At 69.6% G+C, this 19750-nt stretch carries 17 protein-coding genes; 4 read left to right on the top strand and 13 right to left on the bottom strand.

Annotated features, from left to right (window positions below; genetic code table 11):
* Nucleotides 1-57 precede the first annotated feature (57 nt).
* From D3230_RS10920 to galE, 7 genes are all read right to left on the bottom strand, one after another.
* Nucleotides 58-933 (bottom strand): glycosyltransferase, encoded by an 876-nt coding sequence (locus D3230_RS10920; RefSeq protein ID WP_202345062.1) that lies wholly within the window; start codon nt 931-933, stop codon nt 58-60.
* Between the two features lie 33 nt (nt 934-966).
* On the bottom strand, nt 967-2706 hold the full coding sequence (locus D3230_RS10915; RefSeq protein ID WP_202345061.1) for a sunset domain-containing protein: 1740 nt from the start codon (nt 2704-2706) through the stop codon (nt 967-969).
* Nucleotides 2707-2809: 103 nt separating this feature from the next.
* Nucleotides 2810-4321 carry a hypothetical protein gene (locus D3230_RS10910; protein ID WP_202345060.1) on the bottom strand — a complete coding sequence of 504 codons (1512 nt, stop codon included), beginning with the start codon at nt 4319-4321 and terminating at the stop codon, nt 2810-2812.
* 32 nt (nt 4322-4353) lie between these two features.
* Nucleotides 4354-5331, bottom strand: a complete 978-nt coding sequence (locus D3230_RS10905) for a glycosyltransferase (protein WP_202345059.1) — start codon at nt 5329-5331, stop codon at nt 4354-4356.
* Between the two features lie 71 nt (nt 5332-5402).
* Complete coding sequence (locus tag D3230_RS10900; RefSeq protein ID WP_202345058.1) at nt 5403-6977, bottom strand: sulfatase-like hydrolase/transferase; 1575 nt, start codon at nt 6975-6977, stop codon at nt 5403-5405.
* A gap of 6 nt (nt 6978-6983) precedes the next feature.
* Entirely contained in the window at nt 6984-8375 is a 1392-nt protein-coding gene (locus D3230_RS10895; RefSeq protein ID WP_202345057.1) for an LCP family protein, read from the bottom strand.
* Nucleotides 8372-9385, bottom strand: coding sequence for a UDP-glucose 4-epimerase GalE (gene galE, locus D3230_RS10890; protein WP_202345056.1), 1014 nt, complete (start codon nt 9383-9385; stop codon nt 8372-8374). Before galE ends, D3230_RS10895 begins: the two co-directional genes overlap by 4 nt.
* 263 nt (nt 9386-9648) lie before the next feature.
* Between galE and D3230_RS10885 the strand changes: the two genes are divergently transcribed.
* Entirely contained in the window at nt 9649-10767 is a 1119-nt protein-coding gene (locus D3230_RS10885) for a glycosyltransferase family protein (protein WP_202345055.1), read from the top strand.
* Nucleotides 10768-10810: 43 nt separating this feature from the next.
* Here the strand turns inward: D3230_RS10885 and purE are convergent, their stop codons facing one another.
* Together purE and D3230_RS10875 are read right to left on the bottom strand one after the other, a co-directional pair.
* Nucleotides 10811-11332 (bottom strand): 5-(carboxyamino)imidazole ribonucleotide mutase, encoded by a 522-nt coding sequence (gene purE, locus D3230_RS10880; protein ID WP_202345054.1) that lies wholly within the window; start codon nt 11330-11332, stop codon nt 10811-10813.
* A gap of 50 nt (nt 11333-11382) precedes the next feature.
* Nucleotides 11383-12534: a 5-(carboxyamino)imidazole ribonucleotide synthase gene (locus D3230_RS10875; protein ID WP_202345053.1), complete on the bottom strand. Its 1152-nt coding sequence runs from the start codon at nt 12532-12534 to the stop codon at nt 11383-11385.
* A gap of 152 nt (nt 12535-12686) precedes the next feature.
* Between D3230_RS10875 and D3230_RS10870 the strand changes: the two genes are divergently transcribed.
* Both D3230_RS10870 and D3230_RS10865 read left to right on the top strand, forming a co-directional pair.
* Nucleotides 12687-14384, top strand: coding sequence for a DHA2 family efflux MFS transporter permease subunit (locus tag D3230_RS10870; RefSeq protein ID WP_202345052.1), 1698 nt, complete (start codon nt 12687-12689; stop codon nt 14382-14384).
* 10 nt (nt 14385-14394) lie between these two features.
* Nucleotides 14395-14958: a MarR family winged helix-turn-helix transcriptional regulator gene (locus D3230_RS10865; RefSeq protein ID WP_202345051.1), complete on the top strand. Its 564-nt coding sequence runs from the start codon at nt 14395-14397 to the stop codon at nt 14956-14958.
* A gap of 37 nt (nt 14959-14995) precedes the next feature.
* Here the strand turns inward: D3230_RS10865 and phnE are convergent, their stop codons facing one another.
* The 4 genes from phnE to D3230_RS10845 form a co-directional block, all read right to left on the bottom strand.
* The gene (gene phnE / locus D3230_RS10860; protein WP_202345050.1) at nt 14996-15832 is read right to left on the bottom strand and encodes a phosphonate ABC transporter, permease protein PhnE; all 837 of its coding nucleotides are present in this window, start codon (nt 15830-15832) and stop codon (nt 14996-14998) included.
* A 40-nt stretch (nt 15833-15872) separates the two neighbouring features.
* Entirely contained in the window at nt 15873-16676 is an 804-nt protein-coding gene (locus tag D3230_RS10855) for a phosphonate ABC transporter ATP-binding protein (RefSeq protein WP_202345049.1), read from the bottom strand.
* Nucleotides 16676-17590, bottom strand: coding sequence for a phosphate/phosphite/phosphonate ABC transporter substrate-binding protein (locus D3230_RS10850; RefSeq protein ID WP_202345048.1), 915 nt, complete (start codon nt 17588-17590; stop codon nt 16676-16678). Before D3230_RS10850 ends, D3230_RS10855 begins: the two co-directional genes overlap by 1 nt.
* Nucleotides 17591-17662: 72 nt before the next feature.
* Nucleotides 17663-18796 (bottom strand): TIGR03364 family FAD-dependent oxidoreductase, encoded by a 1134-nt coding sequence (locus tag D3230_RS10845; RefSeq protein WP_202345047.1) that lies wholly within the window; start codon nt 18794-18796, stop codon nt 17663-17665.
* Between the two features lie 164 nt (nt 18797-18960).
* On the opposite strand from D3230_RS10845, the gene D3230_RS10840 reads away from it, so the two are divergent.
* Nucleotides 18961-19749 (top strand): GntR family transcriptional regulator, encoded by a 789-nt coding sequence (locus D3230_RS10840; protein WP_202345046.1) that lies wholly within the window; start codon nt 18961-18963, stop codon nt 19747-19749.
* The last annotated feature ends 1 nt before the right edge of the window (nt 19750 follow it).

The following is a 19750-nucleotide window of genomic DNA, read 5'->3' as shown; positions in this document are numbered from 1 at the left end:
AGTCTAGGCGCGCCACGGCACGCTCCCCGGAATCTCCCGCGCGTCGGGTGCCCCGCGCTAGGAAACCGCGCGGTCCCCGGGCAGCCCGCCGCTGACGAGCCCGCGGAACAAGACGCGTTTCACCCACGCCGGCATGAGCCGGTAGGCCCCCTTCATCACCACGTTGCGGAGGTACTGGCCGCGGGTGATAAATCCCATCCTGCGCAGCTCACCCTGCAACCGCCACTCGGTGCGCGCCTCGGTCCAGCCGCCGCGGCGGCCAAACGCCCCGGCCCCCACGCGATAGTGCACAAGCGGTTCGGCGATGTTCTCCACGCGCGCGCCGGATTCGATGAGCCGGATCCCGAGCCAGTAATCCTCCATCTTGCCGAAGGGCTCGTACCGGCCCACGCGGTCGAGCGCGGCGATCCGGTACATCATTGTCGGGTGATTGAAGGGGTTGTGCGTGCGAGCGTGGTCGCGGATCCGGGCGGCACCGATCGGGGGCGTGCGCACCGAGACCGTCACGGCGGGATCCGTCTCAAACTCCGCCATGCCGGTGCCGACCAGGTCGTGCCCCTGTTCCATCAGCGCCCACTGCCGCGCAAACCGTTCGGGCACCGACACGTCGTCCGCGTCCATGCGGGCCACGACGTCCGAAGTGCAGGCATCGAGGCCTCGGTTGAGGGCCTCCGTCAGCCCCCGGTTCTGCGGCAGCGTCACCCGGATCACCGGGACCGGGCTGTCCCGTTCGATGCGGTCGAGTTCCGCGGCGAGCTCCGGCGGGACCGGGCCGTCCTGCACGATGACGGCCTCGGCCGGGCGCAGCGTCTGCGCGTCCACCGAACTCTCGAACGCCAGCCGCAGAAACTCTGGCTGATCCCCTGCGTAGACGGGGAGCAGGAGCGAGAACGCCGCGGTGGGAACGGCGACGGGTTCAGCAGAATTCGGCATAGTTGTCCCAGCCTATCCTGGCGCAATCACTCGTTACCGGAGAGGTGCTCGGTAGCCTGCTGCCTCGGCAGCTCGCGTGGTCGAGAAGCACTCCTCTGGGATTGTGCGGCTGTAATACGTACTGCCCGGAACATGGTAGATCCAGTCATACCGCCCTTGGTTCCCTTTAATGGGGGCCCAAGCCGGACAGTTCCCACCAGAGCTTGGCTTCGTCCGGCTGGGAGTCTTCACCGTGGCGGTGGCCGCGGACACCCGTGACGCCGTGGAATAGCCGCTCTGTGAGCCGGTCACTCGGACCGAGATCTTCGTGCCGATATCAGCGCTTCGCAGCGTGTAGCTCGCGTCCGTGGCACCGCGGATCGCAGTACCGTTGCGTAGCCACTGCGTGCTGAGCTTCGTGCCGGCTGTCCACTTCCCGCGGCCCACGGTCAGCTTTGAGCCCACCAGCGCCGAGCCGGAGATCTTCGGCTGCGCTCCGCTCAATACCTTCGGGATACTCCGCGAACTCGCGACCTTGGTGACGCTTGCATATCCCGGTTTCTTGCCGGTCACCCGAACTGTAATCTGAGCGCCGCCGTCTGCCTTCGCAAGCGTGTAGCTGGGCTTTATCGCCCCCGAGATCGCTTTGCCATTGCGCAGCCACTGGTAGGACAGCGTCACGGGGGCGGGCTTCCAGGTTCCCGCCGACACGGTGAGTTTCGCGCCGACCTTCGCGGTACCCGAAATTTTCGGCACCGGGGACGCGGAGAGCACACGAAGCACGGTTCCGGTGGGGGCGGAGGTAATGGTCCGACTCGTGTACCCGGCCAGCGAGCCGGTGACGCTCAGCGTGATCTTCTTGCCAGCGTCCGCCGTTGTGAGCTGGTAATTCGATCCCGTCGCCCTCGCGATGGCCACGCCATTGCGCTTCCACTGGTACTTCAGCGCGGTCCCGCTCGGCGTCCAGCTGCCCACCGAACTCTTGAGGGTGGTTCCGACCACTGCTCCGCCGGAAACCCTGGGCGTGACCGTCGTCAAAGCACCGGCGGAGATTGTCTTGCCCGCCCCGGCGGAGGCGACGGCTGGCGCAAAGCCCGTCACAGTCGACGTTACTGTCACCGTGATCTGTTTGCCGAGGTCCTGCGCGGTGAGTGTATAGCTCGCCTGGGTCGCGCCGGGGATCGTCGCGCCCGCGCGCTTCCACTGGTAGCTCAGCGTGGCACCGCTCGGCTGAGAACTCTGCGCCGTCACGCTCAGCTTTTGGCCCACACTTGTGGAACCCGAAACTTTCAGCGCACCAGCCACAAGCAGGCCAGCGGTAATCTGCACAGACTCGGAGAAGACTGTCATCGGTTCGACCCCAGGCCGCGACGCGGTGACCGCGAGCCTGACGTTCTTGTTTGCGTAGTCGCGAAGCAGCAGGAATGTCTCACCGGCCGCACCGGGAACGTCCACCTCATCGACCTGCCATTGCAGCGCGAAAGCAAGGTCTTCGCCGTTCCACTCCCCCACCGCGCCGCGGAGCGTCTGCTCAACCTGCGCAGTTCCGCTGACGCTGGGAAGCACCGTGGGTGCCGCGATGGGCTCAGCTGTCGTAGGGCCAGGTTCGGTGGGTTCGACGGCCTCCGACTCGGTTTCATCCGCTTCTGCGGCGGACACCACTGGAGGCTCTCCGGTCAAATCGACACCGACAAGAGTTTCCGTGGGCGGCGCGACGTCATTGGCGTAGCTTGGGGCCGTGGGGACGCCGAGCATCAGACCCACCGTGAGCAGGACGCCAAGTAGCTTACGCATGAAGTCTCCCAATGTTTTTACACAGACTATTAAGTGTATACACATGGAGCATGATGCAGATTCTATGCGTGAATGCGTTTGCTAGTCGCAGAACTTTCAGGGGCTACTCGGCATGGTCACTCAGCCTATCCGGTGCGGGTGTGCGCGCGATCCAGACCGGTGCGGTGATCCGGGCGTCAGAGGTGTGCCCCGCACGCTCGCCCCGCACCAGCACACGCAGCGGGAAACCGGCATCTCGCGGTCCCGGGACGTAGTGCGCTGCGGTTGCCCCCGGGATCGGTGACGCGCCGCGGAACCATTGGAATCGCGGCACCGTGGCGGCTGGCCAGGCACCCCGCTCGACGGTCAGGACCCCACCGACGCCGGCGCCGCCGCGAATCCACGGCTGCGGCACGCGCAGCTCGCTCAGCACGGGTGCCCCGGCCGAGGTTTTGGTGACCGGTGCGTAGCCGGGCTTCGTCCCCGTCACGGTCACGGTGAGTACCGACCCGGCGTCCGCGCCGCTCGGCGCGTAGCTGTGATCGGTCGCCCCGGGGATCGGGGCCCCGTTGCGGCACCACTGCAGCGCGAGGTCGACGCCGCCAGGCGTCCAATCGCCCGTGCGCACGCGCACCGCGGTGCCGATCTGCGGGCTGCCCGAGATGCGCGGCACCGGCGCACCGGCGAGGGTACGCAGCACCGGCGTCGTCGCGGCGGAGGTTTCCGCCGCAATGGTGTATCCGGTGAGTTCACCCGTCACGGTGACAGAAATTGCGGCACCGGCGTCCGCTGCGGTCAGGCGATAGTGTTCGGCCGTGGCGTGCGGGATCGCGACCCCGTCGCGGAGCCACTGGGTGCTGAGCCGGGTCGTGGCGGGTGCCCACGCCGGGGTCGACGCCGTGAGCGTTGCCCCGACCGTAGGGGTGCCCGCGATGCTCGGGCGGCGGGCCACCAGCTGCCCCGCGGTCACCGTCTCCGTCACGGGGGACGCGACGGTGCGGGTGGGGACGCCGTCGCGTCGCACCGTCACCGTGACGCTGAGCCGCTCGCCGCGATCGGCCGCGACCGGCGTGTAGTGGTCCGCCGTGGCCCCGCGCAGCGCGGCTCCGCCACGCTGCCACTGGTAGCTGAAGCGCGCGCCCGCAGCCCCCCAGCCGTCGAGTCGTGCGTGCAGCCGCTCCCCCACGCGCGGGGTGCCTGCGACCGCGACCGTGCCCGGCCGCACCGTCTCGTTCGGCGGCGTGGGAACGGTCTCGGGGTGCGCACCGCCCGCCTCTCCGAGCTCAGATTCCCCCGGCGGCACAGCCGAGGTCGGTGGGTGTGGCGGTTCGAGCTCGCCCTCACCTGACTCCGGGGTCCCCGTGCCGGGTTCGCCGGGATCCGGGCGTTCCGGATCGGGATCGGCGGGGTCGGGTTTCGTGGGTGCCGGATCGATCGCGCCGCCGGTTCCGGCGTCGGGCGCGGTCGGCGTTTCGGGTGTCGGAATCACCGGTCCGGCGTCGGGGGAATCCGGGGAGGTCGCGGGGGATGCAGCTTCGAGCGCCAGCCCCGGCGTCGCGACGCCGCCACCACAGAGTGCCGCGGCGAGCAGCGCCGCGGGGAGCACGCGCCGAATCCACCTCGCGTCCCCGTGCACCGCGCGCTCCGTTTTCCCCCCGTGCCCCAGCGTTACCGCTCCTCGAGCTTCGAGGCGCGGTCCACTGCCACCATCACGTCGACGGGCACCCCGGCACCACGCAACACCTCCCGCGTCGATCGCGGGTTCGTGCGCCAGCCGTCGCGCCAGCCGCGCTTCAGGCAGTCGCGCAGCTGCGCGCGGTCCGAGGAAGCGCGGAAGGTGCGGAACCAGCGCCGCGCGGTCGCGGCGGAGTACAGCAGCTTCTCCCACCCGAAGAGCGCCGGGCTGGCCCGGAACACCCAGAGCTTATTGCGCACCTCGTAGAAGAAGCGGGGGCCAGGATCCTGATCGCTCGAGCCGCGCTTCACCGTCTTGTGGGTCACCACCGAGCCGGGAACGTACAGGCCGCGCGCCCCGCGCAGCAGCCGCGCGGAGTACTCGAAATCGTCGTTCCACAGGAAGTAGTCCGCGATGGGGAGGCCGAGATCCCGTACCCGGTCGGCCCGGAGAAACGCGGACACGAAGGAGATCGAGCGGATCTCCATGCCGCCAGCGGCGGCGGCGCGGGATCGTTCCGCGGCGCTCGCCCGGATCTTCGCCTTCGGCGTGTTCATCGGGTGATCGGCGCCGTCGGTCCAGACGACGCGCGATCCCATGACGGCGAGGTCGTCCTGGCCGCTCTCGAGGTATCGCGCGTGGGCGTCAAGTGCCCCCGCGAGCGCGTCCGGGCCGGGAACGGTGTCGTCGTCCATCACCCACACCCAGTCGATGCATTCCTCGGCCACGGCCGCGGCGATGCCCGTCGCAAAGCCGCCGGCACCCCCGGTGTTCTCGGTGAGCCGGATCAAGCGGCCGCGCTCCCCCCAGTGCTCCAGCATCTCGGCGGCCACCGTCGCCGAATCGTCGTCGGAGGCGTTATCGACCACCACGAGCCGGTCGACGGGTCGGCTCTGCGCGGCGAGCGCCTCCAACGACTCTCGCAGCAGCTCTCGCCGGTTGTATGCCACCAGCACCGCGGTCACACGCATGGGTGCACGCTTCCTTTCCGGGTCGCGATGGACCTCGCCTATTCTAGGCGGATTCGATGGGCGTCCCGCACTCATTCCGCCGCCCACAGTTCGCGATAGAACTCCACGGCACGGGACTGCACGAGCGCGGCATAGTCGGCGTCGTCGAGATCACGGATCGTGCCCGCCGGGACCGTCGCGGGATCGGCGAGCGCCGAGACCCCCACCCCGGCACGATGATCCTCCGGGGCAAAGTCCAGCAGCTCGAGCAGTGTGGGGTACACGCTGAACTGGTCGATCTCGGGCTCGCGCACCGTCACCCCGTCGGGGCTCCAGATCCGGTTGAAGATGGTGCGCCCCTCCACGCCGTTGAGCTCGTCCCAGAAACTACCGCCCTGCGCGAGCATCTTCTGGTGGTCGCCCATGAGCACGACCACCGTGTCCTTGAGCACCCCCTCATCCTCGAGGTAAGCGACGAAACTAGCGACCTGCTGCATCGAACAGAAGGTGATTGAGGTCATCGCGACGTCGGTATCCCAGTCGCAGTACTCGTAGACGCGGGGGCCTTCGTGCGTATCGAGCGTGAGCATCGTCAGCGCGTAGGGGTCTTCGCCGGCTCGCAGCTCCTGCACCGCGTCGCGGGCGCGCTCGAACAGGCGGCGATCTGACAGGCCCCAGTCGTCGCGGACCTCGGTTTCATCGAGGTCCAGCCAATACGGCAGGTCGCGGATGGTGTCGGTGCCGTGGCTCTCCAGGAACGCCCCCTTGCCGGCGAACCGCGCGTCCGCACCGCCCAGGAACACGTTGCGGTAGCCGGCATCCGCGAGGACATCGCCGAGGCACGTCGCACCGGGCAGGTATGCGGAGACCGGCGATCCGAGGCCGAGCTCGTTGAGTTCCGCGGAGCCGCCGACCGCCGTCGCGGTGCGCAGCGGGATCCCGCACTGCGTACTCACGAGCCCCGACATCGTCCAGCCGCCCCCGTCATACTGCCGCAGGCGCGGGATCGAGTCCCACCCGGCCGTCGCCTCCTGCACCGGGGCGAGCATGTTTTTCTCGAACATCTCGTCGTCGGCGAAGGCGTCCTCGACGGACTCCAAGTAGATCATGATCAGGTTCTTGGGCTCTGCGCCCGGTGCTCGCGCGACCGGGAGTTCGGGTGCCGCGTAGTAGTCCGCGATCGTTTCCCCGCTGCCCGCTTCGCGGGCGAGCGCCGCGACGTAGTCTTTGACCCCGATCGTGGCGCCCAACAGACCGAGACCCGCGACCGGCACGGCGACGGCGAGCAGCACCGCGCCGACGCGCACCCACCGTTCGCGCGACGCGCGCAGGGTCCCGTGCTCGCGCAGCGCGCGAAGCGACCGTGCGCTGAGCAGGGCCACCAGGAGCACCGCGGCGATGGGAATCAGGATGCCCGTGACGACGGCGCTCACGACGATCTCCGAACCGCCGGCGCCTTCGCCGCCCCCGCCCGGCAGGTTCGAGAGCAGCTGATCGATGGTAATCACGCCGAAGGTGCGCCGCACCCACAGGCTCACGCCCACCGCCACCGCGCCGACCCCGACCAGCAGCCAGCCGAGCAGCGCCAGGGTACGCCTGCGCCACGTTGCAGCCGCGCCGGAGGGCGGGCGCTCCGCCTCGGTCGGAGTCCCGGAAACATCATGCATTGCGAACTACTCCTGCGACCCCGCCTCGGACGCCGCCGTCACACCGTCAGCCACCAACTGCCAGATCGTGGCAAAGTCCGGATCCTCCGGGTCCACCGCGGGCGGCACCAGTTCCACGTTCAACGGCGTGTGCTCCCGGGCCTTGGCCGCGAGGTCGACGAAGCGGCCCAGCATCGACTCCGGAATGTCAGTCTCGACGAGCTCGGTGCCCGCGGCCGCGACGTCCTGGAACCGCAGCAGCACGTTGCTCGGGTTCATCTGCGCGAGGATCGCGGCCTGCAGTTCGCGCTGCCGCTCCATCCGCGAGTAGTCGCCCGCGGCGGAACCGTAGCGAGATCGGGCATACCACTGCGCGGCGTACCCGTCCATGCCCTGGAGTCCCGGTTCGATCCAGCCCTCGACGTTGTTGCCGTACTCGTCGCCGCCGATGGGGAGGCGCTCCTTCACGTCGATCGTGATGCCACCCAGCGCGTTGATCAGGCTCTCGAAGGCGTCCATGTTCACGAGCACGTAGAACTGCACCTCGAGGCCGGTGGCGCCGGTGACCGCGTCCTTCGTGGCCTCGATCCCGGGCGAGGACCCCTGCGAGACCGCGTTCGGGTACAGCTCCGGATAGTAGTACTCGGTCTCGGCGAACAGGCCGTTCAGGATGCAGCGGCCGACTTCACAGCCGCCCCACTCCCCGTAGGTGTTCGGGGCGACACCGAAGCCGTTCGGGTGCAGCTCGTACATGGGCGAGTCCTCGGGGAACGGCGCGTTCGCGAGCTCGCGCGGGATTCCGACGATCACGGACTGCCCGGTCTTCGCGTCCACGCTCACGAGCGAGATGCTGTCCGGGCGCATGCCTTCGCGGTCCGCGCCGGCGTCCGTGCCGAGCAGCAGAATGTTGTAGCGACCGTCCACGGGCTCCACCGCGGGTGCCCCGCTGAAGAGGCCGCTCAGCAGCACTCGGCCCGCGTTAATCGTCGAGGCGGCCCACGCGGCCCCCGTGACGGGCACCAGCGTCAGGATGATCGCGAGCATCGCGATCGGCAGCTTCCAGCCGCGATGCACGCGGGACAGGCGGGTGAGCTTCAGCGTGTTCAGCCCGAGGACGAGCCACAGCACCGCGTAGGCGATGAGCAGGATCTGGAGCGCGAGCAGCACGAAGCTGTTCGTGAAGAACGACAGCGTCGCCACGCGCGCGAAGAGGAGCCCGCCGAGCGCGGCCAGCAGCGCGACGATCAGGATGATCGTCGCGCTCAGCCCGACGCGGCCCAACTTGCGATTCCCCGCGAGCAGCTGCGCGCTGCCCGGCAGCAGGAATCCCAGAACCACGAGCCACCGCGCGCGTTTGGTCATGAGCGGCGGCGAATCGAGGTCCGGGTTCCTGAGCGGACGCTCCAGGTCCAGACTCATCCGGCGTATCCACCCGGATTCGACGACTGCCAGTTCCACGAGTCGCGGCACGCCTCGTCGAGGCTGCGCGTGGTGCGCCAGCCCAGCTCCGCATTCGCGAGCCGCGGATCGGCGACCATCGCGGCCACATCCCCGGCGCGCGCCGGTGCGACCGTGTACGGCACCGGGCGTCCGGCGGCGGACTCGAAGGCGCGCACCACCTCGAGCACGCTCGATCCCGTGCCCGAGCCCAGGTTGAAGGTCCGGACGCCGGGCGCCGGCTGCTCCAGCGCGGCGACATGCCCCTCCGCGAGGTCCATGACGTGGATGTAGTCGCGCACCCCCGTGCCGTCCGGGGTGTCGTAGGTGTCGCCGAACACGCTGAGGCGCTCGCGTGTGCCCACCGCGACCTGCGCGATGAACGGCATCAGGTTGTTCGGGATCCCGCTCGGATCCTCCCCGATGCGGCCCGACGGGTGCGCGCCGACCGGGTTGAAGTAGCGCAGCAGCACCGCGTTCAGCTCGGGCCACGCGGCCTGCGCGTCCCGGATGATCTGCTCGTTCATGAACTTCGTCCAGCCGTACGGGTTGGTGACCCCCACTCCGACTCGGTGCTGCTCGTCGATCGGGGAGGTCTGCGGGTCCCCGTAGACCGTGGCGGAGGAGCTGAACACGAGGTTCGTGACGCCACGCTCCCGCATGAGCCCGAGGAGCACCAGGGTGGAATCGATGTTGACCCGGTAGTACCGCACCGGTTCGGCCACGGACTCCCCGACCGCTTTCAGCCCGGCGAGATGGATCACGGCGTCAAACTCCACGCCGTTCAGTGCCGCGGCAGCGGCCGCGGGATCGGCGAGATCCGCCTCGATGACCGGGATCGACGCGCCGCAGAGTGCCTCGACGCGCCGCACCGCTTCGACACTGCTGTTCGAAAAGTCGTCGAGCACGATCACGTCGTGCCCGCGCTCCACCAGGACGAGTGCGGTGTGCGAGCCGATGTACCCGGCGCCACCTGTCAGCAAAACACGCATGCTCACCAGGGTACTTGCCCCAGCCGGAAGAACCCCGCGCCACCCGAAGAAAGCCACAGAATGCCCGAAAACACTGGAAACAGGGGAATTGTCACGGCGCGGCACGCCCACCCCCGGGCGCACCACACTTTCACGAAGGTCACAATTGCCTCTCACTCGGCCGCGGCGCTCCGCAATGTGTGTCAGTTCACACCAATGCACTCCATAGAATAGGGAGATCGCCACTGACCGATGTGGCATTCGACCAGAAGGGGGAGCGTGGCGTGGCAACTCTGACCCTGATCGCAGATCCCTTCCCCGATTGGGAGGCCGCAGCGCAGGCCGCGGCGGCACGCGATCTGGCCATCGCCATCGCCGAGACCGCCCCGCGCAGCTGCAGCGCGCGGTATCTTGCGTCGCGCGGGCTCGAGGCACCCGAATTCACGTCGCCGCTGATCCGCACCGAGCACCTGCCGCTCCGGGCCGGGGTGCTCCCCTTCGCGTGGCAGACGAGCGCCACCGCCCGGCCGCTCGACGGCGAGTTTGTGCACTCCCTGACGCCGCTCGTCCCGCTGCGCTCGCGCGGCGACGACGACGGGTCGCAGACCTCGGTCACGATCACGCACGGCGTCCCCTGGGAGGCACCCGCACTCGTGGGCAACAGCCAGGCTCGGCTCTACCGCGCCTTCGTGCGTCGCGCCGTCAAGCTCGCGGACGTGATCCTCACGCCCACGCACGCCACCGCGCGGATCCTGCAGGAGCACTACGGGGAAGACCTCCCCGTGCAGGTGATCCAGCTGGCACCGCCCCGCGAATACCTGGCGGGCGGCGACGCCGCGGAGCGCCGCGCGGCCCTCGGCGTGCCCGCGGAGTACATGCTCACCACCGCGGCACCCGGCGAGCACGGCCGCCTGGAGTGGATCTTCGACGCCATGCGGGCGGATGCGGGCCTCCCGCCACTCGTCGTCCTCGAGGGCATCGACCCGACGGCGCCCAGCCGCGACAAGGCCGGTGCCGAGCTGCGTGCGATCACCATCCCGGAGGATCTCGCGGGCCGCGTCCACGTGGTGCGCGCGGCGGAGCTCAGTGACGTGGGAGCCGTCGTCTCCGGGGCCTCCGTGCTGGCACAGCCGCAGACCTTCGCCGGCACCGGCTACCTGACGCTGGCGGCGCTGCGAGCTTCGGTGCCGCTCCTGCACTCGGGGCATGCCGCGACCGAGGAGCTGGTCCTCGACGCCGGCACCATCGCCCAGGATGCGGCCGACTTCGGCGACCGCATGCGCAGCCTGTTCTCCGACTCGGGGACGTTGAGCCGCCTGTCGGTGCTCGCTGGCGACCGGAGCCGCGGCTTCACCTGGAACGGTGCCGCGTGGCAGCTGTGGGAGACCCACGCGAACCTGTAGCTCGCGTGGGCCGCACGCCGTGGCCGGGTCGCTGGCCTGAGCGTTACTGCGCGGCTTCGCCCGCGACGCGCTCCTGCAGTGCGGCGTTCTTGACCGCGACCATGTCGGTCAGTTCCTGCGCGTAGTCCGCGAGCTGCGCGGCGACCGCGGGATCCGCAGCGCCGAGGATGCGCGCCGCGAGGAGCCCCGCGTTCTTCGCCCCGCCGATGGAGACCGTGGCGACGGGGATCCCGCCGGGCATCTGCACGATCGAGAGCAGCGAGTCCATCCCGTCGAGCTTCGCGAGCGGTACGGGCACGCCCACCACGGGCAGGGTGGTCATGGACGCGACCATGCCGGGCAGGTGCGCGGCACCGCCGGCACCGGCGATGATGACGCGGAGCCCGCGTTCGGCGGCGGCGCGCGCGTAGTCGACCATCTTGTCGGGCGTGCGGTGCGCGCTCACGACCTCCACCTCGTGCGGGATCCCGAAGTCGCGGAGCACCTGCACGGCCTCAGCCATGACGGTGTAGTCGGAGTCGGATCCCATGATGACGCCGACGAGGGGCGTTGCGCTCTGTGCCATACCTCAATCGTAGACCGGCGGCACGGGCTCGGCGCCCGGGCGCGCTGGGCCTAGTTATCGAACGCGGCGGCCGCAGCCTGCGCGGCCGCGCGCACCGCCGCCGGATCCTCACCCGTGACGGTGACGTGGCCCACCTTGCGGCCCGGGCGAGGCAGCTTGTCGTAGCTGTGGAACTTTGCGTGCGGGTGGGCGGCGAGCGCGGCCGCGTAGCGCACGGGCATCGGCCCCTCGGCGGGTCCGCCGAGCACGTTCACCATCACCGCGGCGGGCGCGGTCATCGCGGTGTCGCCGAGCGGGAGGTCGGCGACGGCGCGGAGGTGCTGCTCGAACTGGCTGGTCACCGAACCCTCGATGGAGAAGTGACCGGAGTTGTGCGGCCGCATCGCGAGCTCGTTCACCAGCACCCGGCCGTCACGCGTCTCGAACATCTCCACCGCGAGCACGCCGGTCACGGCCACCCCCTCGGCGACGACCGCGCCGATGCGGGCGGCCTCGTCGAGCGTCGCCGGATCCGCCACGGGCGCGGGGGCGATGACCTCTGCGCACACCCCATCGCGCTGTACGGTCTCCACGACGGGCCAGGTACGGGTTTCTCCGCTCGGACGCCGCGCGACGAGCTGCGAGAGCTCGCGCGTGAAGTCGACGAGTTCTTCGGCGAGCAGCTGCCCGCCGTGACCGTCCTCGGCGAGCGTGGTGAACCAGTCGCGCACCTCGGTGGCGTCACTCACGACGCGCACGCCCTTGCCGTCGTAGCCGCCGCGCGCGGTCTTCACCACGACTCGGCCGCCGTTCGCCGCAATGAACTCCTGCAGCTCGGCCTCATCAGCGACGGCCGCCCAGGCGGGGACGGGCACGCCGAGCTCTCCGAGCTTCTGCCGCATCAGGATCTTGTCTTGGGCGAACTGGAGGGCACCGGGCCGCGGGTGCACGGCAACACCGCGACGCTCGAGCTCGAGCAGGATCTCCTGGGGCACGTGTTCGTGATCGAAGGTGACCACGTCGACGGTCTCGGCGAAGGCGTACACGGTCTCCGGGTCGCGGTAGTCCCCCACCACATCGGCCGCGCGCTCCGCGCTCGACCCCTCGGTTTCGGCGAGCACGCTGATGCGCAATCCCAGGTTGATGGCGGGCGGCACCATCATCCGCGCGAGCTGCCCCCCGCCGATGACGCCGATGCGAACAGTGCCACTCTCAATTCCCATGCCTCTATTCTGCCGCATTCCCTCGGCCGGGAGTGCACCGGCGAGCGTTAGTTGACATTTATCAACCATCGTCCTATAGTTGACACTTGTCAACAATTTGGGGTCACCTCACCGACCCCACCGTCACCCGTCGCGAAGGATCTCCACCCCGAATGACCGCAGCACCACAGTCCGCCCCCGCAGCGGGGCTTCTCACCGGCCGCGCGAAGCGCCTCGCGCTCGCCGGGCTCTTCCTCAGCATGTTTGTGTCGATGCTCGCCATGAACGTGGTGGGTACCTCGATGCCGATCATCATCGCGGATATCGGCGGCACGCAGGCCGCGTTCACCTGGGTGGTCACGGCCACCATGCTGGCGAGCGCGATCTCGACCCCGATCTGGGGCAAGCTCGCCGACCTCACGAGCAAGAAGGTCCTGCTCCAGGTCTCTCTCGTGGTCTTCACCCTGGGATCGGCGCTCGCGGGCACCGCACAGGAGCCGTCATGGCTCATCGCCTTCCGCGTGCTGCAGGGTCTCGGGGCCGGCGGCCTCGGCGTGCTCGGCCAGATCGTGCTCGCGGAAGTGGTGAGCCCGCTCGAACGCGGCAAGTACATGGGCATCATGGGCGCCATCATGGCGGTTGCCACGGTCGGCGGCCCGCTGCTCGGCGGCCTGATCACGGACACGATCGGCTGGCGCTGGAACTTCTACGTCGCGGCACCCATCGCCATCATCGCGATCATCATGCTGCAGCGCACGCTGCACCTGCAGACCATCAAGCGCAAGATCAAGATCGACTACCTCGGGGCGATCCTCATCTCGCTCGGCTTCTCGAGCCTGCTCATCTGGGTCACCCTCGGCGGCTCGAACTTCGACTGGTGGTCCTGGCAGACCGCCGCGATGGTCGGCGGCGGCGTCCTCGTGCTCATCCTCGCGGTGATCGTCGAGATCCGCGCCGAGGAGCCCCTGATTCCGCTCACGCTCTTCAAGAACCGCACCTTCACGCTCTCGGTGATCGCCAGCATCGCGGTGGGACTCGCGATGTTCGGCACCGCGGTGTTCCTCGGGCAGTACATGCAGCTGGCCCGCGGGCGCACCGTGATCGAGGCCAGCCTCCTCACGCTCCCCATGATGGGCGGCGTGCTGATCTCCTCGACCATCGTGGGCCAGATCATCACCCGCACCGGAAAGTGGAAGCGGTACATGGTCACCGGCGCGATCGCGCTGCTCGCCGGCCTCTTCATGATGGGCCAGCTGCGCTACGACACCTCGTACTGGTACGTCGGCGTCTCCATGTTCATCATGGGCGCGGGCGTCGGCATGACCATGCAGAACCTCGTGCTCATCGTGCAGAACACCGTCGCCCCCACGCAGATGGGCGCGGCGAGCTCCGGCGTCACGTTCTTCCGCACGATCGGCGGGACGGCGGGCATGTCCGTGATGGGCGCGATGCTCGCAACCCAGGTTGCCGAGTACATCAAGGACGGCCTGGCCAAGCTTCCCCCGGCCGACCTCGCGGGGGCCGAGTCGCTCGCGAGCGGCGTGCTGCCGAAGATCGCGGATCTCCCGCTTCCCATTCGCGTGGTCGTCGAGGCCGCGTACGGTCACGGGATCGGCAACGTGTTCCTCGCGGCGTCCCCGATCGCGCTGATCGCGCTCATCGCGATCATCCTGCTGCCCAACATCCCGCTGAGCACGCAGAGCAACGCCGAGAAGATCGCGGCGCTGCGGGCGGCCGAGGCGCAGGAGCCAGAATCGCTGACCCACCGTTCCGGATCGGTCACGGTGCTCACCGACACCACCGGCCCCGTTGTGCTGCCGACGCGCCACGGGCGCAGCTCCAGCTCGGTCTCTCCGGGCACGGAACACTAAGGTCGTCACCATGCACGATCAGCCGGTTCCGACCCCCGACTCCCCCGAGTCGGGGGTCCCGCGCGACGACATCATCGCCGACATCATCTCCGAGTTCTCCGAGGTCATCGCCTTCGCGCGCAGTCGCTGGGCGCGCTACGCCGAGGATGTGCACGAGGATCTCCGCGGGGTCGGGTTGATCATGCTGCAGGTGATCATGCGCAAGGGGCCGCTGACCGCCACGGGCATCGCGCAGATGCTCGACATGGACAAGGCCGTCGTGAGCCGCCAGCTCGCGAAGCTGCGTGAACTCGGGCTTGTCGACGCGGAACCCGCCGCCGAGGACCGCCGGGTCACGCTCCTCACCGCGAGCGCCCGCGCGCACGAGCTGCTCGACGGGATCCGCGTCAAGTGGGCGGGGGCCTACCACGAGCGCTTTGCCGGCTGGAGCGCGTCGGAGCTCGATCATCTCCGCGGCGGACTGCACCGCTTCAACGCCTCCGCCGAATTGCAACTGCCCGACTCCCCCTCGGGCCGGTGCTCACGCGAGCAGTCGGGGGCCGGCGGAAACGGCGAGGCGGCAGCGGCGGAGTAGTTCCCGCGGCTGCCGCCTCGCGCCCCTCAGACGAGGGTTATTGCAGGCGCTTCCGGATCCAGGCCGAGGCAAGATCCACGAGCACGATGACGATCAAGATGATGATCAGGTAGGTCATCATCTCGTCGAACTGGAATGTCTTGATCGACTTGTTGATGAGCAGGCCGATGCCGCCCGCCCCCACGAGGCCCAGCACCAGCGACGACCGCACGTTGACGTCGAAGCGGTAGAGCAACAGGCCGGTCAGCTGCGGGAGCACGCCCGGGATCGTCGCGTTTGCGACCACCTGCCAGCGGCTCGCCCCGGCGGTGCGGAGCGCCTGCTCGGGGCCCGGATCAACATCCTCCATCGCCTCCGACCAGAGCTTGCCCATGACGCCGGTGTTGTGGCAGATCAGGGCGAGCACCCCCGCGAACGGGCCGAGCCCGACGGCGGTCACAAAAATCAGCGCGAACACGATGTCCGGCACCGCGCGGAAGAACGACAGGATCCCGCGGGCCACCTGGTAGACGACCGCATTGGGCGCGGTCGTGCGCGCGGCGAAGACCGCCAGGAGCAGTGCGAACGGCACCGACACCGTGGTGCCGAGCAGGCCCACCCAGAGCGTCGTGAGCGCGCCCTCCAGGCCGGCTCGCACCACGTCACCGCTGAGATCCGGCGGGATCGCCTCGGACAGGAAGTTCCACATGCCCGTCGCTCCCGAGACCAGCTTCTCTGGCCGGAAATCGGTGGCCTGGAACGCGAGCAGGTGGAGCACCACGAGCACGCCCAGGATCACGGCCCAGGATCCGGCGCGGTACGGAGTGCGGGGGTCGCGCGGCACGGGCAGCGATCGCGGGGCGCGCTCGGTGGCGCGCTCAAGAGTGTCAGTCACGGGATCCTCACGGGGTTCTACGGGGCGAATGGGTGCGCGCTCAGAGATAGAGCGTTGCGAGCAGGGCGTCGTCGATGTCCCCGACGGCGGCGTCGAACACGAGCTGGCCGCCGCGCAGACCGATGATCCGGTCGGCGTAGGCACGGGCGAGCTGCGGCTGGTGCAGCACCGCGGCCACCCCCAGCCCCTCGTTCGACGCGAGATCGTGGAGCAGCTGCATGACGTCGTCCGCGGCCTTCGGGTCGAGGGCCGACACGGGTTCGTCGGCGAGAATCATGCGGGGGCGCTGGCACAGCGCCCGGGCGATCGCGACCCGCTGCTGCTGACCGCCCGACAGGCTGCCGGCGCGATCGTGCGCGCGATCCGCGAGACCCACCCGGTCCAGGCAGGCCATCGCCTCGGCCTGCAGCTCCCGCCCAAACAGCGGCGGAATCGAGCGCCAGCCGGGGAGCCGGGCGAAGCCACCCGCGCACACGTTCTGGAGCACCGTGCGGCGGGGCACGAGATGAATCTTCTGGAACACGGTGGCGGCCGTGCGCCGGGCCTCAGCCCGGCGCTGCGCACTCGCCTGGTTGAGACGGACCCCGGCGATGGTGATGTCGCCGGAGTCCGCCTCGATCAGCCCGTTCACCGCGCGCAGCGTGGTCGACTTCCCGGAGCCGTTGGCACCGAGGAAGGCCACCACTTCGCCGGCGTGCACGCGCATGCTCATGTCCTGCAGCACGACGCGGTCGCCAAAGCTCTTGGAGATGGCGCGGACGTCGAGGAGCACGTCGCCCGGGGTGTTCAGCGGGGCCGCGTGGGCGGCCGTCCCGGGTGCCGGGAGCGCGGTGACGGGGTGCATTACACGTCTTTCTCGGTGAGGCCCATGGTCTCGGCCAGGTCGAACAGGGGCTGGTACGTGTCGACCGTGACCGGGATCAGCGGCCCGGCCGGGTCGACGCCGAGGAAGGCGCTGACCTGCTCCACGTCTTCGGTCTTCAGGGTGAGCAGGGCCTCCGCGACGGCGTCCTGGAATTCCTGCGGCAGGTTGCCGCGCACCGTGATCGGATCGTTCGGGACTTCTTCCGACTTCCAGATCTGGCGGAACTGCGACTCGTCGAAGGTGCCCTCCGCCGTCGCGGTGGCGAGGGTCTGCGAGTTGATCTGTGCCGCGTCAACCGTGCCGTTCACGAGCGCAAGCAGCGCTTCCGGGTGTCCCCCGGCGTAGTCGGCCGTGACCTGGTCCGCGATCCCCGCGTCGGCGAGGGCCGACATGGGCAGGGCGTCGCCCGAGGTCGAGCCGGGGCTGCCCAGCGCGAGGGTGTGGCCCACGAGATCCTCCACCGTCTGGATCTTCGAATCCTTGGGCACCCAGATGCCGCCCGTGTACGTGGTGGGGTTCCCGTCGGCGTCGCCGAACGAGGCGAGCGGCGTGGCGTCGGCGCGCTGGTTCGCGAACACGAAGCCGAGGGGGCCGAACTGTGCGATCTCGAGCGAGTCGTTCTCCATCGCGAGCACCTCGGCGGCGTAGTCCTCGGTGATGATCACCTCGACCGGGCAGTCGAGCTGCTCCGAGAGTGCGGCACCGAGGGCCTGGTAGGCGGGTTCCAGCCGCTCCGGGTCCTCGTAGGGCAGGATCCCGAAGCGGATCTTGCCGTCCGGGCAGGTCGCGGACGCGGTGCCCTCGGCTGAGTCAGTGCCGGGCGCGCAGGCGGTGAGGCCGAGGGACAGCGCGGCCAGCGTGGTGGCGGCGAGTACGGCGTGCTTCTTCTTCACGATTCTCCTTGGTGTGGGGTCGGTCGGTGAGTGTCGATGGTGCAAGTCAGTGCGGTGCAATACCGGTTCGGGTCACAGCGCCGCGATCGTGCGCGCGCCGAGCGCGAGGCCGACGGTCATCCCAATGCCGGTGGTCAGGGTGACCACGTTCACCCCGGGGGCCGGGGTGGCACGGAGCAGGTCGCCCTGCTCGCTGGTCGCGTAGAGCCCCTGCCAGCGCTCGAGCACCTCGAGCCGCTCGGCGCCGAGCACGTCTGCGACCTCGTCGAGCAGGATCTGGGACCAGCCCTCATCGAGGAACGGCGGTGCCGAGGGGTGGGCCGCGTGGGAGTCACCGACGAGCAGCGTGCCGTCAGCCTGTTGGGTGAACATCACGTTCGCGTCGATCTCGGCAAACTCGGGGCGCGCGCTCAAGAGCTCCGCCCGGAGCGCCTCCGCTGCGGGGCCGGCGAAGCGGCCGTAGCGCAGCATCGACGTGCCCGTCAGGACTGCCGGGCCGAGGCCCATGGCATGTGGCGGGCGCACCCGCGCCATCTGCAGCGCGCACTCGCGCACGCCGCCATCCGCCGCGAGCTCCGGGAAGAGCCGACCCACGAGGTGTCCCGCGGCGACAACCACGTGATCCGCCTCGATCCGGCCGCGACTGGTCTCGACAACTCCCGTATCCACGGCGTGCACCGCGGTCGAGAATCGCACCTCGCCGCGCTCGTGCCCGGCCACCCACGCGGCGATCCGCGCAACGGCGGTCCGGGGGTCCGCGGTCACATCCGCGGGGAAGAGCAGCGCGCCCTCCACCCGCTCGGCGGCGGCGGAACCCGGGGCCAGGTGGAGGGCCTCAGCGGCGGCCTGGGCGGTGAGCATGCGCGCCCCGGCGGGCGCGCGCTCCGCGGCGACCTCTTCGATCACCGCAAGCTCGGCCGCCGAGCGCGCGAGCGCCAGAGTCCCGGAACGGCGGGCTTCGACCCCGGCCCGCTGCGCGAGATCCAGCCAGATCGGGAGGCTTTCCTGGGCGAGTTCACCCAGCTCCCCCGACTGCACCGAGGTGCCGACGTGACCGAAGTTGCGGATGCTCGCGGTGATGGCCGCGGCGTCCTGTTCCAGAACGGTCACGCGGTAGCCGGCGTCGAGGGCGGCCACCGCGTGAGCGAGGCCGATAATGCCCGCGCCGACAATCACGATGCGGGGGGCGGAGGTCTGGGTCGTCATGCTTCGATCCTGCGGCCCGAAAAGTAGTCAACACAACTCAGCGCGGCGGTGTTCGCTGACCGTTCACGCTCGTCCCCGGCGGGCCCCTGAGCCGTCATTCATCGTTCATGATCCGGTCACCGGCGAGCCCGATCACCGGTCTTGACAACTTGTAGTCTGACGGCATGACGAGCTCCGCCCCCCTCCACGTCCAGCTGTACGAGGAGATGATCCGACGCATCCGCTCCGGCGCCTGGCAGCAGGGCGACAAGGTGCCCAGCGAGAAATCGCTCATCGCCGAGTTCGGGACCTCCCGTGGCCCGGTGCGGCAGGCGCTCGCCGCGCTCCGAGCCGAGGGGATGATTGTCGGCGGCCGGGGCACCCCGCCCCGCGTGCAGCGCACCGCCCCCGTGCAGTCGTTCGACACCTTCATGTCATTCACCGAGTGGGCGCGGGATCTCGGCTTTGTCCCGGGCCAGCGGGTCATCGAAGCGAGCCGTCGACCCGCCACGGAGCGGATCGCCACGGAGCTCCGCCTCGCCCCGGATTCCCCGATCGTCGAGATCATCCGGGTGCGCCTCCTCGACGGCAAACCGGCGATGCTCGAGCGCTCGCTCTACCCCTACGAGATCGGCCGACATCTCCTCTCCGCGGACCTTGACGGGGGCAGCATCTACCAGGCGCTCGCGGGGGCGGGCGTCGTGCCCGTGCGCGCACGCCACGTCATCGATGCCATTGCGGCGCACCCGCTCGAAGTGGAACAGCTCGGCGTGGCTCCGGGGGCGCCGCTGCTCCGGGTCCGCCGCCTCGCGACGAACGAGTTCGGCACGGTGATCGAGACCGCCGACGACCGGTACCTGCCGTCGATGACCAACTTTGCCGTGGAAAACAGCGCCGAGCACCGGATCCCGCTCACCCGGCAGGCAGTCTCCGCGAGTCAGCTTGCGTTCTCCTCCGAGGAGATCGGACGCTGAG

It is taken from the genome of Leucobacter chromiireducens subsp. solipictus (assembly GCF_016758195.1).
Taxonomy (GTDB): domain Bacteria; phylum Actinomycetota; class Actinomycetes; order Actinomycetales; family Microbacteriaceae; genus Leucobacter; species Leucobacter solipictus.
Note: the sequence above shows the minus strand (reverse complement) of the source record. Positions and strands in the feature narration are given on the sequence as shown.